16 protein-coding genes, 1 tRNA gene and 1 pseudogene are annotated in these 16,441 nt (G+C 57.6%); 17 read left to right on the top strand and 1 reads right to left on the bottom strand.

What is annotated here, in order from left to right; translation table 11 throughout:
- Positions 1 to 246 (bottom strand): annotated as a pseudogene (locus tag B3F77_RS07535) (response regulator); the annotation flags it as partial.
- A gap of 270 nt (positions 247 to 516) precedes the next feature.
- Between B3F77_RS07535 and B3F77_RS07530 the strand changes: the two are divergent.
- The 17 genes from B3F77_RS07530 to nuoF all read left to right on the top strand — a co-directional run bounded on the left by B3F77_RS07530 (position 517) and on the right by nuoF (position 16,425).
- Positions 517 to 2,220: a M30 family zinc metallopeptidase gene (locus B3F77_RS07530; RefSeq protein ID WP_293604363.1), complete on the top strand. Its 1,704-nt coding sequence runs from the start codon at positions 517 to 519 to the stop codon at positions 2,218 to 2,220.
- A gap of 35 nt (positions 2,221 to 2,255) precedes the next feature.
- Entirely contained in the window at positions 2,256 to 2,564 is a 309-nt protein-coding gene (locus tag B3F77_RS07525; RefSeq protein ID WP_293604362.1) for a hypothetical protein, read from the top strand.
- 73 nt (positions 2,565 to 2,637) lie between these two features.
- Complete coding sequence (gene tsaD, locus B3F77_RS07520; protein ID WP_293604361.1) at positions 2,638 to 3,690, top strand: tRNA (adenosine(37)-N6)-threonylcarbamoyltransferase complex transferase subunit TsaD; 1,053 nt, start codon at positions 2,638 to 2,640, stop codon at positions 3,688 to 3,690.
- 139 nt (positions 3,691 to 3,829) lie between these two features.
- Positions 3,830 to 5,104 carry a branched-chain amino acid ABC transporter substrate-binding protein gene (locus tag B3F77_RS07515; RefSeq protein WP_293604360.1) on the top strand — a complete coding sequence of 425 codons (1,275 nt, stop codon included), beginning with the start codon at positions 3,830 to 3,832 and terminating at the stop codon, positions 5,102 to 5,104.
- A 33-nt stretch (positions 5,105 to 5,137) separates the two neighbouring features.
- A complete protein-coding gene (locus B3F77_RS07510) occupies positions 5,138 to 6,325 on the top strand; it encodes a pyridoxal phosphate-dependent aminotransferase (protein WP_293604359.1) in 1,188 nt (395 codons plus the stop codon).
- A 136-nt stretch (positions 6,326 to 6,461) separates the two neighbouring features.
- A complete protein-coding gene (rpsO, locus tag B3F77_RS07505; protein WP_293604358.1) occupies positions 6,462 to 6,728 on the top strand; it encodes a 30S ribosomal protein S15 in 267 nt (88 codons plus the stop codon).
- A gap of 225 nt (positions 6,729 to 6,953) precedes the next feature.
- Positions 6,954 to 9,071, top strand: a complete 2,118-nt coding sequence (gene pnp, locus B3F77_RS07500) for a polyribonucleotide nucleotidyltransferase (RefSeq protein ID WP_293604357.1) — start codon at positions 6,954 to 6,956, stop codon at positions 9,069 to 9,071.
- Positions 9,072 to 9,147: 76 nt separating this feature from the next.
- Positions 9,148 to 10,134 (top strand): NAD(P)H-quinone oxidoreductase, encoded by a 987-nt coding sequence (locus tag B3F77_RS07495; protein ID WP_293604356.1) that lies wholly within the window; start codon positions 9,148 to 9,150, stop codon positions 10,132 to 10,134.
- Positions 10,135 to 10,157: 23 nt separating this feature from the next.
- Positions 10,158 to 10,928 carry a triose-phosphate isomerase gene (gene tpiA, locus B3F77_RS07490; RefSeq protein ID WP_293604355.1) on the top strand — a complete coding sequence of 257 codons (771 nt, stop codon included), beginning with the start codon at positions 10,158 to 10,160 and terminating at the stop codon, positions 10,926 to 10,928.
- Between the two features lie 33 nt (positions 10,929 to 10,961).
- Positions 10,962 to 11,387 carry a preprotein translocase subunit SecG gene (gene secG / locus B3F77_RS07485; RefSeq protein ID WP_293604354.1) on the top strand — a complete coding sequence of 142 codons (426 nt, stop codon included), beginning with the start codon at positions 10,962 to 10,964 and terminating at the stop codon, positions 11,385 to 11,387.
- Positions 11,388 to 11,504: 117 nt separating this feature from the next.
- Positions 11,505 to 11,589, top strand: a tRNA-Leu gene (locus B3F77_RS07480).
- Positions 11,590 to 11,686: 97 nt separating this feature from the next.
- The gene (locus tag B3F77_RS07475) at positions 11,687 to 12,046 is read left to right on the top strand and encodes an NADH-quinone oxidoreductase subunit A (RefSeq protein ID WP_293604353.1); all 360 of its coding nucleotides are present in this window, start codon (positions 11,687 to 11,689) and stop codon (positions 12,044 to 12,046) included.
- A 51-nt stretch (positions 12,047 to 12,097) separates the two neighbouring features.
- Positions 12,098 to 12,577 (top strand): NuoB/complex I 20 kDa subunit family protein, encoded by a 480-nt coding sequence (locus B3F77_RS07470; protein ID WP_293604352.1) that lies wholly within the window; start codon positions 12,098 to 12,100, stop codon positions 12,575 to 12,577.
- Positions 12,577 to 13,206 (top strand): NADH-quinone oxidoreductase subunit C, encoded by a 630-nt coding sequence (locus tag B3F77_RS07465; protein WP_293604351.1) that lies wholly within the window; start codon positions 12,577 to 12,579, stop codon positions 13,204 to 13,206. The genes B3F77_RS07470 and B3F77_RS07465 overlap by 1 nt, the downstream gene beginning before the upstream one ends.
- Before the next feature lie 23 nt (positions 13,207 to 13,229).
- Positions 13,230 to 14,483, top strand: a complete 1,254-nt coding sequence (locus tag B3F77_RS07460; protein ID WP_293604350.1) for an NADH-quinone oxidoreductase subunit D — start codon at positions 13,230 to 13,232, stop codon at positions 14,481 to 14,483.
- A gap of 17 nt (positions 14,484 to 14,500) precedes the next feature.
- A complete protein-coding gene (gene nuoE / locus B3F77_RS07455; protein WP_293604349.1) occupies positions 14,501 to 14,989 on the top strand; it encodes an NADH-quinone oxidoreductase subunit NuoE in 489 nt (162 codons plus the stop codon).
- Positions 14,990 to 14,991: 2 nt separating this feature from the next.
- Positions 14,992 to 16,425 carry an NADH-quinone oxidoreductase subunit NuoF gene (nuoF, locus tag B3F77_RS07450; RefSeq protein ID WP_293604348.1) on the top strand — a complete coding sequence of 478 codons (1,434 nt, stop codon included), beginning with the start codon at positions 14,992 to 14,994 and terminating at the stop codon, positions 16,423 to 16,425.
- Positions 16,426 to 16,441: the final 16 nt, after the last annotated feature.

Genomic DNA, 16,441 nt, shown 5'->3' with positions numbered 1-16,441 from the left:
TTCCAGCGAGTCGCGCGCGTCGTTTTCGGCATCCACAATGATCAGGTCGGGTTGCAGCTGTGCAAGCCGCTCACGCAGGAAGGTGTCGGCAGGCAGCGTGGCAATCAGGTTGAAGCCGCCTGCCAGCAAGCCAATGCGCAACTGGCGCGAGCGTTCAATCAGCGCCAGGTCAGCCTCATCCGCTGCGTCGAATGCGGATAAATCCGGCGCAATGACAACCAGGCGCAGGGTATGGGGCGATGTCATAAATATTGCAAGATTCGCGCCAATGTTGACTTCAACGCCCTGGCAAGGGGCTTTCGCGCGCGCTACCCGCCCCAAAAAGGTGGCAACCTTACACTTGTCCGGTGCTGTAATGGCCATTGAATCGGGTTGTGATGAAACGGCTGTGGCGCTCAAGGTGCAGCGCGGCAACTGCATCTGATTTCAAAGATACTTGGTGGTTCTATGCGCAGTGTCGCGTGTAGCGCTTTCGAACTGTGCCTTATTCGCGCTCCGAGGGAGTTCAAAATCAATATGAACTATCGCTACATGAAGTACCTGCTCGTCTCGATCTTTTGTTTGGCGCTGGCGGCCTGTGGTGGTGGGGGAAGCAGCCCTGCTGCATCCAATCAGGTCCCTACAACCGTTGGCCTTACCGCCTCACTGGTCCCAGGCTGCACCGGTGCCAATTGTGGAGCCATCAACGCCAATACCTACAGCGGTACGGGCATTGGTGTCTGGCGCTACAACAACACCTCAAGCTCCGCAGCAACGATCAATGTCGACATCGCGGGGGTTGCTGCAGGAAAAGTTGCCACGCTGGTTTTTTCCAACGGCTCCCAGGCTTCTGCAACAGCTCCGGCGTCCGGGATACTCGCGTCACCAGTGGCGCCTACCCCCGTCTTGGCTGACTCCGGTCTTTTTGCCGGTGCGGTGGCAGAGCATCAGAAGCATGACGATGCCCACGCGCAAATGCTGGAAAAAAACCGGGCGATTTCAGCGGGCCTCATTCGCTCCCGCACGACGGCCAAAACAGCCGCTGACCTGCTGAGCACCAACTCGGCGGCAGTGACGCGTTTGTCATTTTCTCCAGCGGTGGGTGCGAGCAGATCATGGATCGACAACTTTCCGGCGACACCCGTGGCCTACGCCGCCTCGGTGCAGTTTGTGTGTCCGTTACCCAGTGGCCGCAACGTGGTGTGGTGGGTTGATCCGACCATCGTATCTTCGGGGAAATTTACGGCGGCCGAGTTGTCGGCGGCGCTTGGCGCCATGCAGACGTCTTACTGCGGAAGCGCCGGTGGCCTGGCCCAACTCAACACGTTGTTGGGCGACCTTTGGGGTTCTGCCGCATCAACGTATGCCGAGTTGATCAAAGACGTCCCTGGCACCTTGCAGGACGTGAACGTCGTACTGCTGAATGTTCCAGATTCCGCCGGATGGGCGGGCTATTTTTTTGGGGGCAACAATCTGCTCAAAACACCATCCAACAGTTCAAATGAAGCGCTCGCGGTTTTCATCAACGCTGGCCAAATTAAAGCTAGTCTCAACTATACAACGTCGACACTGCTGCATGAGTCCACGCACATGGTGAACTTCTACCAGCGTTCGGTCGCAAGAGGCGTGGTCCACGACACCTGGCTTGAAGAGACCTCGGCGATGATGACGGAGGACATCGTGACACCCGCCGTCGTCAGCGGCTACAACAAGATCCTGAGCTACCGCCTGCCGGGGTACCTGCTCACGGGCGGCAACGTCAGCTACATCAATTGGCCGACGCTGTTGGTGGACTCATCGCCCAACTACGCTATCGGTGGCGGATTTGGCGCGTTCCTTAATCGCCGCTACGGCCTGTCGATCTACCAGCAACTCGTCACATCATGCAGTGACGGCACTTCATTGACCAGCTATGCCTGTCTGGATGGGCTGATCAAGGCTAACGGGGGGCCCAGTTTCAGCGACGAATTTGCGCGTTTTGGTGCCACCGCATTTGGGCAACTTCCCGCAGTCGGTACGCCCGCGGGTTACGGCTACCCGAGCACCGTTGCGGGCGCTTACACCCTGCAAGCCAAAGACCTTTCTCCCCTTGCCCTGGCTGCTCCTGCGTCGTTGACCTCGGGCTATGCCGCGACCACGCATACCTATCAGCGCGATACCATTGCCGCAGGGAAAACCAGCTACGTGCGCAACGGTGTGGTGGTGCCCGCCAACACAAGCTTGATGGTGATCATCAAATGAGAACGCAAAAATTTTCCACCTCCGGAATCGGCCTCATGCGCTGGGTATTGGGCGTTACATTGCTGGCATTGGCAGCTTGTGTCAACAGCGCCAGCGACCCGACCCGGAAGAGTGCAGATGTCAGCATCTCAGGGAATTTGACGCTGAAAGGCTCAGAACCGGGCGCCTGGTGGGCGGTGACGGACGATCAGGGGCGTGTCTGGAAAATCACCTCGCCTACGCCTGATCAAATCGCCACGTTTCAACGGGCCCAAAACCACCGGGTCAGCATTGAGGGACGCCGGCAAGAGAAGTATCTGAACTTCGAGCAGATACGACCCTCCCGCGTCATCACCGCGCGGTGAGTTAGAGATGAGGTCGATTGATCGGGGCGGCCCTTTGGCGCCCGGTCTGTTGGTCAAACCTTACACTTGGCAGATGCTTGTACTAGGAATTGAATCGAGTTGTGATGAAACGGGTGTAGCCCTCGTGGATACCGCAGGGAAAGATGTGCCTCGTCTGCTGTCGCACGCTTTGTACAGCCAGATTGACATGCACCAGGCCTACGGCGGCGTGGTGCCGGAACTGGCCAGTCGGGACCATATCCGGCGGGTGTTGCCCTTGACACAGGAGGTCATGAAGCAGGCGCAGCGCTCGTTGGCGCAGGTGGATGTGATTGCCTACACGCGCGGACCGGGCTTGGCGGGCGCGCTGCTGGTGGGCGCGGGCGTGGCCTGCTCGCTGGCGGCTGCGCTGGCCAAGCCGGTGATGGGCGTGCACCATCTGGAGGGCCATCTGCTGTCGCCTTTTCTGAGTGCCGACCCCCCGGAGTTTCCGTTTGTGGCGCTGCTGGTATCGGGCGGGCATACCCAGTTGATGCGGGTAGACCGTGTGGGCAGCTACCAGTTGCTCGGGGAAACCATTGATGACGCAGCGGGGGAGGCTTTTGACAAGTCGGCCAAGCTGATGGGCTTGCCGTATCCCGGCGGGCCGCATTTGTCGAAGTTGGCGCAGCAGGGTGACGGCGCAGCGTTCAAACTACCCCGGCCGCTGTTGCACAGCGGCAACCTCGATTTTTCCTTTGCCGGCCTGAAAACCGCCGTGCTGACGCAAGCCAAAAAACTGGGCCCCGAGCTGGAAAGCCGCAAGGCCGACCTGGCCGCTTCCACGCAAGCGGCGATTGTGGAGGTGCTGGTCAAAAAATCGCTGAGCGCCATGACGCAGACCGGGCTCCAGCGACTGGTGGTGGCGGGCGGTGTGGGCGCCAATGCCTTGCTGCGCAGCCAGCTCAACGCGGCCTGCCAGAACCGCGGTATCCGGGTGCATTATCCCGAACTGGATTTTTGCACTGACAACGGCGCCATGATTGCCCTGGCCGCTGGCATGCGCCTGCAGGCGGGCCTGGAAACGCTGCAGCACGGCTACACCTTTGACGTGAAACCGCGCTGGGACCTGGCAGCGCTGCAGCCCGAGTTGGCCGATGCCCGTTGAGCCTTCTGCAGGCCGGTTAAGCAGGACATTTACAGGACGTTTGCCTTTACACTGCGCGGCGTTCACTGCGATGGCCGCAGAACCCTCGATGGGGTGTGCACCCTATATATTCAAACTGAAAAGCGGAACGTATTTTTTAATGCAAAAATTTTTGAAACACCTGCTGGTGGCCTTGTTCTTTGGAGCCTCGCTGGCCTCCGTGGCACAGGCGGCAGTCCAGCCATCCCTGCCACCCATTCGTATTGCGCTCATCGAAAGCCTTTCCGGGCCGTTTGCCAACACCGGAGAAGCGGTGTTTCGCAACCTCGTGTGGGCAACGGAACGTGTCAATGCGCGCGGCGGCGTCAAGCTCGCCAGCGGCCACCGCAATCTGGTGGTTGAGCGCTATGACAACAAGGGTCAGAGCGAGGAAGCCCTGGCGGCATTGCGTTCAGCGATTGACGACGGCGTGACCATCATTGCGCAAGGCAATTCATCGGCCATTGCAGCGGTGCTGATCGATGCCATCAACAAACACAACGAGCGCGAGCCAGGCAAGCGCGTGCTGTTTCTCAACTATTCGGCGGTTGATCCCATCCTGACGAATGAAAAATGCAGCTATTGGCATTTCCGTTTTGACGCCCATGCCGACATGCGCATGGCCGCATTGATGGAGGTGCTCAAGGACGACAAGAAGCTCAAGAGCATTTACCTGATTGGCCAGGACTACAGCTTTGGTCAGGCGGTGCTGCGGGAGGCGCGCAAACAGATCGGCTTGCAGCGTCCCGACGTGCAGATTGTGGGTGATGAGCTGCACCCGATCGGACGCGTGAAGGACTTCATACCCTATGCCGTCAAGATCAAGGCCAGCGGGGCGCAGGCGGTGCTCACCGGCAACTGGGGCAACGATTTGACCTTGCTCATCAAGGCGGCGAAAGAGGTCGGGTACGAAGGCAAGTTTTACACGTTTTACGGCAATGCGCTGGGCGTGCCGGCTGCACTGGGCGATGCCGGTGTGGGTAAGGTTATTGCCGTGGCCGAGTGGTTCCCCAACGCGCCGGGCGCGCGCTCGGAAGCCTTCTACCAGTCCTTCCGTCAGCGCTTTCCAAATCCGCAAGACGACTACGTGCATATGCGCATGCAGTTGATGATCGAAGCCCTGGCTCAAAGTATCGAGAAGGCTGGCGCTACAGATTCGATAGCTGTTGCCGCGCAGCTGGAGCGGGCCACGCTTACTTTTTCAGGTCATCACGGTGCGATGCGCGCCGCCGATCATCAGTTCCAGCAGCCGCTGATGGTGGCGCTGATGGACAGGCAGGGCACCCCCGGTGTGAAATTTGATGTTGAAGGCTCGGGCTATGGTTTTCGCGTCATCAAGACGATTGCGCTGGAGCGTGCAGAGCAGCCGCAAAGCTGCAAGATGGTGCGGCCCTAAACGATACGAAACCAAGCAGACTGAAGGGTGCGCATGAGACAAGCCGTTTTAAACCTTGAAGAATCGATGATCCGCCAAGTGGCCAATGCCGGCATGGGGCGCACCGATGTGCTCAAGTTCTGGTTTGGCGAGAGTGATGAGGTCACGCCCGCTTTTATCCGTGATGCTGCTGCCGCTTCGCTGCAGCAGGGCGAGACTTTCTATGCCCACAACCTCGGCTTGCCCGAGTTGCGTGAGGCCATCGCCCGCTATGCTACAGCCCTGCGTAGTCCGGGCGCTGCGCCTATCGGTGCCGAGCGCATCGCCGTCACGTCGGGCGGTGTCAATGCCCTGATGCTGGCCGTGCAGGCGCTGGTGGATGCTGGCGACGAGGTGGTGGCCGTAACGCCGGTTTGGCCCAACCTCACCGCGCAGCCTGCCATCATGGGGGCAGTCGTGAAATGCGTGAGCCTCAAACCCGTGGCCGGGCAGTGGCAGCTCGACATGGCGGAACTGCTGTCAGCGATCACGCCCAAAACCAGGCTTTTGATTGTCAACGCGCCGAACAATCCGACAGGCTGGACACTGACGCGCGCCGAGCAGGCCACGATTCTGGCGCACTGCAGGCGCACAGGCACCTGGATTCTGGCGGACGAGGTGTATGAGCGCCTTTATTTTGAGGAGACAGCGCGCGGCTGTGCGCCCAGTTTCTTGGATATCGCGAGTCCGGAAGACCGTCTGGTCGTCGCCCACAGTTTCTCCAAGAGCTTTCTCATGACGGGCTGGCGCCTGGGCTGGCTGGTGATGCCGCCCAGCATGACGCTGCACATGGGCAAGCTGATCGAGTTCAATACCTCCTGCGCGCCGGTGTTTGTGCAGCGCGCCGGGTTGATGGCCATTGAGCGGACGGCCGACATCACGCCCCGGGTTGTGAATCACCTGAAAATCTGTCGTGACACGCTGGTACCGCTGTTGCAGGCCGTGCCGGGTGTTCAGGTGGCACCTGCCAAGGGCGGTATGTACGCCTTTTTCAGGTTGGAGGGCCAGGATCGGTTCCGGGATTCTTTTGACACGGCCAAGCGGCTGGTGGTGGAGGCTGGGCTGGGACTGGCGCCGGGCAACGCGTTCATGGTCAATCCTGCATCCGAGGCGCAGGGCTGGCTGCGCTGGTGTTTTGCCAGCCAGGACATCGCTAGGCTGGGGCAGGGTGTAGAGCGGCTTAAACGTTGGCTTGCGCTATAATTCAGGGTTGTTTTCTACAGCAGGCCTGCAAAAGGCTGCTGGCAGATAGCAAATACCAAGCACGACGAAAGCGGTCAACTCCTATGTCGGGAGCACTGCTTTCCTCGCAAGTGCACTTAGTTGCAAGAGGAAAATCATGATCGAAAAATCAGTGAAGGCCGAGATTGTCAAGGCCAACGCACGTGCTGCCAACGACACCGGCAGTCCTGAAGTTCAAGTGGCGCTGCTGACCGGCCGCATCAATGAACTGATGCCCCATTTCAAAACCCATGCCAAAGATCACCACGGTCGCCGTGGCCTGCTGCGCATGGTGAGCCGTCGCCGCAAGCTGCTGGACTACCTGAAGTCCAAAAATGCTGACCGTTACACCGCGCTGATTGCCAAGCTTGGCCTGCGCAAATAAGCGGTAAACCGACTTGAGAGCGCCTGAGTTAGTTCACTAGCTCAGGCGTTTTTTACTTCGGAGCAAGGCAAAACGAACACGCGCTGTGTCATTCCACAAGAAACGTCCTGGTCCTCAGGTCTCCTGATAGCCAGGCATTTTGTGGAATGGCATCGGGTTCAGCCAGCCGACTCTCCGGGCCTTTTTGCACGGCCTTAAGTGCTCGAAACTAGTGGAGAAAAGAACATGAGTATTTTCAATAAAGTTACCAAGACCTTCCAGTGGGGTCAGAACACGGTCACCATGGAAACTGGCGAAATCGCTCGCCAAGCCAGTGGCGCAGTGCTGCTGGACATGGACGGCACAGTGGTGTTGGCTACGGTGGTTGCCAAGACCGAAGGCAAGGCCGGTCAGGACTTCTTCCCCCTGACAGTGGATTACCTTGAAAAGACTTATGCCGCTGGCAAGATCCCTGGCAGCTTCTTCAAACGCGAAGGCCGTCCCAGCGAGTTTGAAACGCTGACAAGCCGCCTGATCGACCGCCCGATCCGCCCCCTGTTCCCCGAAGGTTTTTTCAATGAAGTGCATGTGGTGGTCCACACCCTGTCACTGAACCCTGAAGTTGATGCTGACATCGCCGCCTTGATCGCGGTCAGCGCCGCTTTGTCCGTCAGTGGCATCCCGTTCAGTGGCCCCATCGGTGCTGCCCGCGTTGGTTACATCAACGGCGAATACGTGCTCAACCCCGGCCAGACCGCGCGCAAGGATTCCGTCATGGATCTGGTGGTGGCTGGTACCGAAGCCGCCGTGCTGATGGTCGAATCTGAAGCCAAGCAACTGTCTGAAGAAATCATGCTGGGCGCTGTGGTGTTCGGCCATGAGCAGGGCAATATCGCCATCAACGCCATTCACGAACTGGTGCGTGACGCTGGCAAGCCGGTGTGGGACTGGAAAGCACCCGCCAAGAACGAGCCATTGATCGCCAAGGTGGGCGTACTGGCCACCGATAAACTTGTGGCTGCTTATCAAATTCGCAACAAGCAGGCACGTACCCGCGCCTGCCGCGAAGCTTATGCTGTCGTAATGGCAGACCTGAAGCTTGATGGTGTCGTGTTTGACGGTGTTGCCGTTGAAGGCATGTTGTTTGACATTGAAGCCAAGATTGTTCGCAGCCAGATTCTGGCCGGCGAGCCGCGCATTGACGGACGCGATACCCGCACCGTGCGCCCCATCGAAATCCGCAACAGCGTGCTGCCCCGTACCCATGGTTCCGCCTTGTTCACACGTGGCGAAACCCAGGCTCTGGTGGTCACTACCCTGGGCACCGAGCGCGATGCGCAGCGTATTGATGCACTGGCGGGCGAGTACGAAGACCGCTTCATGCTGCACTACAACATGCCTCCGTTTGCCACCGGCGAGACTGGTCGCGTCGGCACGCCAAAGCGCCGCGAAATCGGCCACGGTCGTCTGGCCAAGCGTGCACTGATCGCCGTGCTGCCAACCAAAGAAGAGTTCCCGTACACCATGCGCGTGGTCAGCGAGATCACCGAGTCCAACGGCTCATCATCGATGGCTTCCGTCTGCGGCGGCTGCCTGTCCCTGATGGACGCAGGTGTGCCCATGAAAGCGCACGTGGCCGGTATTGCCATGGGTCTGATCAAGGAAGAAAACCGCTTCGCCGTGCTGACCGACATCTTGGGTGATGAAGATCATCTGGGTGACATGGACTTCAAGGTCGCGGGTACCACCTTCGGGATTACCGCGCTGCAGATGGACATCAAGATCCAGGGCATTACCAAGGAAATCATGCAGGTGGCACTGGCCCAAGCCAAGGAAGCCCGCATGCACATTCTGGGCAAGATGCAGGAAGCCATGGGCGAAGCCAAGGCCGAGGTGTCTGACTTTGCGCCGCGTCTGTATGTGATGAAGATCAACCCCGAGAAGATCCGTGATGTGATCGGCAAGGGCGGCGCCGTGATTCGTGCGCTGACCGAAGAGACTGGCACCCAGATCAACATCGAGGAAGATGGCACCATCACCATCGCTTCCAACGACAGCGCCAAGGCTGACGAGGCCAAGCGCCGCATTGCCGAGATCACCGCCGAAGTCGAAATTGGCAAGGTTTACGAAGGCGCAGTCACCAAGATTCTGGACTTCGGTGCACTGGTCAACCTGTTGCCCGGCAAAGATGGTCTGCTGCACATCAGCCAGATCGCCCACGAGCGTGTTGAGAAGGTTAGCGACTACCTGAGCGAAGGCCAGATCGTCAGGGTCAAAGTTCTGGAAACCGACGAAAAAGGCCGCGTCAAGCTGTCGATGAAGGCGCTGCTTGACCGTCCTGGTCAAAATCAGGACAACGGTTAATCAGTATCTGCTATTTATTTTGTAGCTGCTGACGCCTGAAAAATTGGGGTCAGCGGCACAAATTACCTGAAAATCCATGAGAGCCGTTGAAATTACCTCCTATGGCGCGCCTGACGTGCTGCGTTTGGGCGCGCGTCCTGCGCCTGCTCCAGTTGCGGGCGAGGTGCTGATCCGTGTGAGCGCCAGTGGCGTGAACCGGCCTGATGTGCTGCAGCGCACCGGCAACTACCCGGTGCCGCCCGGGGCGTCCGACATTCCGGGGCTGGAAGTCGCGGGCGAGATCATCGCGGGCGACGCGCAGGCGATGTCTGCAGCTGGCTTCAGGATTGGCGACCACGTGTGCGCCCTGGTGGCGGGTGGGGGCTATGCCGAGTTGTGCGTGGCGCCCGTCGGGCAGTGCCTGCCCGTGCCACCAGGATTGAGTGATGTGCAAGCGGCTTCGCTGCCTGAGACTTTCTTTACGGTCTGGAGCAATGTCTTTGAACGAGCAGGCCTGCAAAAAGGCGAAATCCTGCTGATTCAGGGTGGCTCCAGCGGTATTGGCGTGACGGCCATCCAGATGGGAAAGGCGCTGGGCGCCATGGTGCTGGTGACTGCCGGCAGTGATGACAAGTGCGCCGCCTGCCTGGCATTGGGCGCCGACCATGCGATCAATTACAAGACCAGTGACTTTGCAGCAGAGGTTAAAAAATTGACGAACGGCCAGGGTGTCAACGTCATTCTTGACATGGTCGCCGGTAGCTATGTGTCGCGTGAAGTAGAGTGCCTTGCCGAAGACGGCCGCCTGGTCATCATTGCGTTGCAAGGCGGCGTCAAGGCCGAGTTCAACGCCGGTCTGGTGTTGCGCAAGCGGTTAACCATTACCGGCTCGACCTTGCGCCCGCGTTCGCTTGAATTCAAGACTGCCATTGCCAAGGCGCTAAAGGAAATGGTCTGGCCACTGGTTGCCAGTGGTGCCATCAAGCCCGTGATCCACAGTACCTTTGCCGCGGCCGATGCGGCCAAAGCGCATGTGCTGATGGAGTCCAACCAGCATGTCGGCAAAATCGTTTTAACCTGGTAGTTGGCAAGCAACATGAGGATCCCATGAAAAAGCTGATTGCAGGAAACTGGAAAATGAACGGTAGTCTGGCTGCCAATGAAGCCTTATTGGCTGAGTTGGCAATTGGGTTAACGAAAGGGCTGGCCGCCAATCCGAATTGTGATGTCGCCGTGTGCGTGCCTGCGCCTTACCTGGCGCAGGTTCAAGCCCTGAAATCCGCCCATCCAGGTCTGTCAGCTCTTGACGTGGGCGCACAGGATGTCTCGGCGCAATCGGCGGGTGCCTACACTGGCGAGGTCAGTGCGGCCATGCTCAAGGATCTGGGTTGCCGTTATGTGATCGTGGGTCATTCCGAGCGTCGTCAGTACCACGGTGAGTCCGATGCCTTGGTGGCCGACAAGGCCAAGGCTGCGCTGGCTTCGGGTATTACGCCCATCGTTTGCATTGGCGAAACATTGGCCGAACGCGAAGCGGGTCGCACCGAGGAAGTGGTCAAGCGTCAGCTGGCTGCCGTGATTCATGCCAACGGACACTGCATCAGTGAAATCGTGGTGGCTTACGAACCCGTGTGGGCCATAGGCACTGGCAAGACAGCTTCGCCTGAAGAGGCTCAGGCCGTTCATGCAGTGCTGCGGGCCCAGCTCAAAGCCGCGACCGACCAGTCAGCGCGTGTAAAAATCCTGTATGGCGGCAGCATGAATGCGGCCAATGCGACTTCGCTGTTGACCCAACCCGATATTGACGGAGGCCTGATTGGCGGCGCCTCGCTCAAAGCCCCGGATTTCTTGAAAATTATTGCTGCAGCCCACGTTTGATGGTTGCAGAATGCTATTAAATTAGGAGTAAATATGAACGTTGTATTGACTGTTGTTCTCGCTGTGCAAATGCTTTCGGCGCTGGCCATGATTGGTCTTATTCTGGTGCAGCACGGCAAAGGCGCCGACATGGGTGCTGCGTTCGGCAGTGGGGGCTCAGGCAGTCTGTTTGGCGCCAGTGGCAGCGCCAACTTCCTGTCGCACACCACGGCTGTTTTGGCGGCGATATTTTTCGTCTGCACCCTGGCGTTGGCATACTTTGGTAACGCTCAGCCACGCACGGGCTCCAGCGTGCTGGAAGGTGCCGCTGTTACGGCGCCCATACCTGGGACCGCCGCATCCGCAGCCTCCGGTGCGGCTCAAATCCCTGGAACCACTGCACCTGCAACGACCAACGCTGCAGTTCCAGCGCCGCCTGCGCATGCCGCATCGGGTGCCGCGCAGATCCCGACGAAATAACCTGATGAATCGTTCACTCCCTACTGAAATAAGGGTTATTTCAGGGTAAACTCTAGGGTGTCCAGAAAGTCATAAATCGCAAGATTTTCCCTCGTACCAACTGGGCAGTTGAACACCGCGGACGTGGTGAAATTGGTAGACACGCTATCTTGAGGGGGTAGTGGCGAAAGCTGTGCGAGTTCGAGTCTCGCCGTCCGCACCAGATAAAAATATCGGCAGCAGCGCTTCGGCGATGTTTTCGGTTCAAACGGTAAACTGATACAAGCTGCGCAAGCGGATTTGCAGAAATTAAATCCATCATGAACCTCGATCAATACCTTCCTGTTCTTCTATTTATTTTGGTTGGTGCAGGTGTCGGTGTTGTGCCTCAGGTGTTGGGCCGTTTGTTGGGTCCCGTGCGTCCTAACAGCGAAAAAAATTCCCCTTATGAGTGCGGCTTCGAAGCCTTCGAAGATGCCCGCATGAAATTCGATGTGCGCTATTACCTTGTCGCCATCCTCTTTATTCTTTTTGACCTTGAAGTCGCGTTTCTTTTTCCGTGGGCGGTTGCGCTCAAGGAAATAGGTCCGGTGGGTTTCTGGTCTGTCATGATTTTCCTGGGTATCCTGGTCGTGGGCTTTGTCTACGAGTGGAAAAAAGGTGCGCTGGACTGGGAATAAGTAAGAAATGGGGGAAAGAGCCCCAGGCATTTTTGCGACAAAGGTACGGATATGTCACTTGAAGGTGTTTTTAAGGAAGGCTTCATGACCACGAGTTACGACTCGGTGGTCAACTGGGCCAAGACTGGTTCGCTTTGGCCTGTGACATTCGGCCTCGCCTGTTGCGCGATAGAAATGATGCATACCGGCGTATCGCGTTACGACATCGACCGGTTTGGGATGATATTTCGTCCCAGTCCGCGTCAGTCCGACTTAATGATTGTTGCGGGTACGCTGTGCAACAAGATGGCGCCGGCTCTGCGCAAGGTGTATGACCAGATGGCTGAGCCGCGCTGGGTCTTGTCGATGGGGTCGTGCGCCAACGGCGGTGGTTACTACCACTACAGCTACTCGGTGGTTCGCGGTTGCGACCGCATTGTGCCGGTGGATGTCTATGTGCCGGGTTGTCCGCCCACCGCCGAGGCTTTGCTGTACGGCATCATCCAGTTGCAGCAAAAAATTCGCCGCACCAACACGATTGCGAGGGCTTGATGCTGTTGTCATCTACTTTGGTTCTTCCGTCTCCTGCTTCAGCCCAACAGCTTGCCGATACCATCGGAGCAGTCCTTGGAAGCAGGGTCAAAAGCATTCGGGTCGCGCTTGGTGAAGTGACGGTGATTGTGGCTGCGGCTGACTACCTGGCGGCAGCAACCTTGTTGCGTGATGCGGCAGGCTGCAAATTCGAGCAGCTGATTGACCTTTGCGGTGTGGATTATTCTGAATATAAAGACGGCCAATGCGATGGGCTGCGCTTCTGTGTTGCATCGCATCTGCTGTCAGTCAGCCTGAATCAGCGCGTGCGGATCAAGGTATTTTGTCCTGACGATGATTTCCCGGTCGTTGACTCGGTCACTGATTTATGGAACTCCGCGAACTGGTTTGAGCGAGAGGCGTTTGACCTGTTTGGCATCGTCTTTGAAGGCCATAACGATTTGCGCCGTATCCTGACTGACTACGGTTTCATTGGCCATCCCTTCCGTAAGGATTTCCCAGTCAGCGGTCACGTGGAAATGCGCTACGACCCCGAGCAAAAACGCGTGATTTACCAGCCAGTCACCATCGAGCCTCGTGAGATCACGCCACGTGTGATCCGCGAGGAAAACTACGGTGGTCTTCAATAAGCGGTTCCGGCAAAAAATACGACATGGCTGAAATCAAAAACTACACGCTCAATTTTGGGCCGCAACACCCTGCAGCGCACGGTGTTCTGCGCCTTGTGCTTGAACTCGACGGCGAGGTGGTCCAGCGTGCTGACCCCCATATCGGTTTGTTGCACCGTGCCACGGAAAAATTAGTCGAAAGCAAAACCTATATCCAGGGGCTGCCCTACATGGACAGGCTCGACTACATTTCGATGATGTCCAACGAGCATGCGTACTGCCTGGGCATTGAGAAATTGCTCGGTATCGAGGTTCCAATCCGGGCGCAATACATCCGCGTGATGTTTGCGGAAATATCGCGTCTGCTCAACCATCTGTTTTGGATCGGAACGCACGGTCTCGACTGCGGCGCGATGAACATCATGATTTACTGCTTTCGCGAACGTGAGGCGTTGTTCGATATGAACGAGGCCGTGTCGGGAGCGCGCATGCACTCGGCCTACTTCCGTCCGGGCGGTGTATACCGTGACCTGCCAGACGTCATGCCGCAGTACAAAGTCAACAAGTTCAAGAACGCCAAGGCGATTGAGGTGCTGAACGAGAGTCGTCAGGGCTCACTGCTTGATTTCATCGACGACTTCGTGGCGAAGTTTCCCAAGCTCGTTGACGAGTACGAAACGCTGCTGACCGACAACCGCATATGGAAGCAGCGCACGGTCGGCATCGGCGTGGTGTCGCCGGAGCGCGCACTCAACCTGGGCTTCACGGGCACTATGCTCAGGGGTTCGGGCTTCGCATGGGATTTGCGCAAGCAACAGCCTTACGAGGTATATGAGCACATGGACTTCGACGTTCCGGTCGGAAAAAATGGTGACTGCTATGACCGCTATCTGCTACACATAGAGGAAATACGTCAGTCCAACCGCATCATCAAGCAGTGCGTTGACTGGCTGCGCGTCAACCCCGGCCCAGTGATTACAAGCAATCACAAAGTCGCTCCGCCTGACCGCGAATCCATGAAGTCCAACATGGAAGATCTGATTCACCACTTCAAGCTCTTTAGTGAAGGGTTCCATGTGCCCGAGGGCGAGGTTTATGTCGGGCTCGAAAACCCCAAGGGCGAGTTCGGTGTTTACTTTGTCAGCGATGGCGCCAACAAGCCTTACCGCCTGAAGCTGCGCTCGCCGGCTTATGTTCATTTGTCCGCCATGGACGAAATGGCGCGTGGCCACATGATTGCCGATGTCGTCTCCATCATTGGCACCATGGACATTGCCTTCGGTGATATTGACCGGTAAAACCAATGATGTCTTCCATGATTTCTGAACAAACCAAAGTACTTTTTGACCGCGAAATCGCCAAATATCCGGCGGACCAGAAGCAATCAGCCGTCATGGCTTGCCTCGCTATCGTGCAGCAAGAGCGCGGTTTTGTCAGCGCCGAGAGCGAGAAGCTGGTGGCCGACTATCTGGGCATGGCGCCGATTGCCGTTCACGAAGTCACCACGTTCTACAACATGTACAACCAGCAGCCGGTGGGCAAGTACAAGCTCAATGTTTGCACTAACTTGCCATGTCAATTGCGTGATGGCGCCAAGGCGCTGGAGCATCTGGAACACAAACTGGGCATTGCCATGGGCGAGACCAGTGCTGACGGTCTTTTCACTCTGCAGCAGTCCGAGTGCTTGGGGGCTTGCGCAGATTCGCCAGTGATGCTGGTCAATGATCTCACGATGTGTAGTTGCATGAGCAATGAAAAACTGGACCAGCTCATTGATGGTCTCAGGTCCGCCGAGGCGAATTAATCATGACGCTTGCAACCAACTCAAATTACAACGAAGCGGCGCACAGCGTGCTGTCGAAATTTGTAGCTACAGGCGTGCAGACCTGTTTTCACGGCCGGCACATCAATCCGCAAATTCTTGCCGGCTTGGACGGCGATAACTGGCGCCTCAAGGACTACGAGGCGCGTGGCGGCTACCAGGCGCTACGCAAAATTCTGGGGCAAGATGGCACGCGATCGAAAGGCGATGCAAGCATCGCGGGTATGACGCCCGATCAGGTGATTGCCGAGGTAAAGGCGAGCGGTCTACGCGGTCGTGGCGGTGCGGGTTTCCCGACCGGGTTGAAGTGGAGCTTCATGCCGCGCCAGTTTTCTGGCCAGAAATACCTGGTCTGCAATTCTGACGAGGGTGAACCGGGCACCTGCAAAGACCGCGACATCATGCAGTACAACCCGCACAGCGTGATCGAAGGCATGGCGATTGCTGCTTACGCGATGGGCACCAGTGTTGGTTACAACTACATTCATGGCGAGATCTTTGCGACCTACCAGCGTTTTGAAGAGGCGCTGGACGAGGCCCGCGCAGCTGGCCTGATCGGAAACAATATTCTGGGCAGCAGCTTTAATTTCGAACTCTACGCGGCTCACGGTTTTGGCGCCTATATTTGCGGTGAAGAAACCGGATTGCTGGAATCTCTGGAAGGCAAGAAAGGCCAGCCGCGCTTCAAGCCGCCGTTTCCCGCCAGTTTTGGTTTGTACGGCAAACCCACCACGATCAACAACACCGAAACGTTCGCAGCCGTGCCGTGGATCATCCTTAAGGGCGCTCAGGCGTATCTGGAATGTGGCAAACCAAACAACGGTGGCACCAAAATTTATTCGGTGTCTGGTGACGTCGAGCTACCAGGCAACTACGAGGTGCCCATGGGCACCTCGTTTGCCAAGCTGCTGGAACTGGCGGGTGGCGTGCGCAAGGGCCACTCTCTCAAGGCTGTCATTCCGGGTGGCTCCTCTTCACCGGTGTTGCCTGCCTCCATCATGATGGAGTGCACCATGGATTACGACTCGATTGCCAAGGCGGGTTCCATGCTCGGTTCAGGGGCCGTGATCGTGATGGATGACAGCCGGTGCATGGTTGAGTCACTCAAGCGCCTGTCCTACTTCTACATGCATGAGTCATGCGGGCAGTGCACGCCTTGTCGCGAAGGCACGGGGTGGATGTGGCGTGTCATAGACCGCATTCACAATGGGCAGGGCCGCCAGGGCGACCTGGATTTGCTCAACTCCGTGGCTGACAATATCCAGGGGCGCACCATTTGTGCGCTGGGCGATGCCGCCGCTATGCCGGTGCGCGCCATGATCAAGCATTTCCGTCATGAGTTTGAGGCGATGATCAAACCACAAACCCCCCAATCTGCAGCAGTTCATGCTGCAGTTCAGGCTGCAACGCAAGCTTGAACCGCGGAAAGAAAAC

Source organism: Polaromonas sp. UBA4122, from assembly GCA_002381615.1.
Classification (GTDB): Bacteria; Pseudomonadota; Gammaproteobacteria; order Burkholderiales; family Burkholderiaceae_C; genus Polaromonas.
This window is presented reverse-complemented; position numbering and strand designations above follow the sequence as displayed.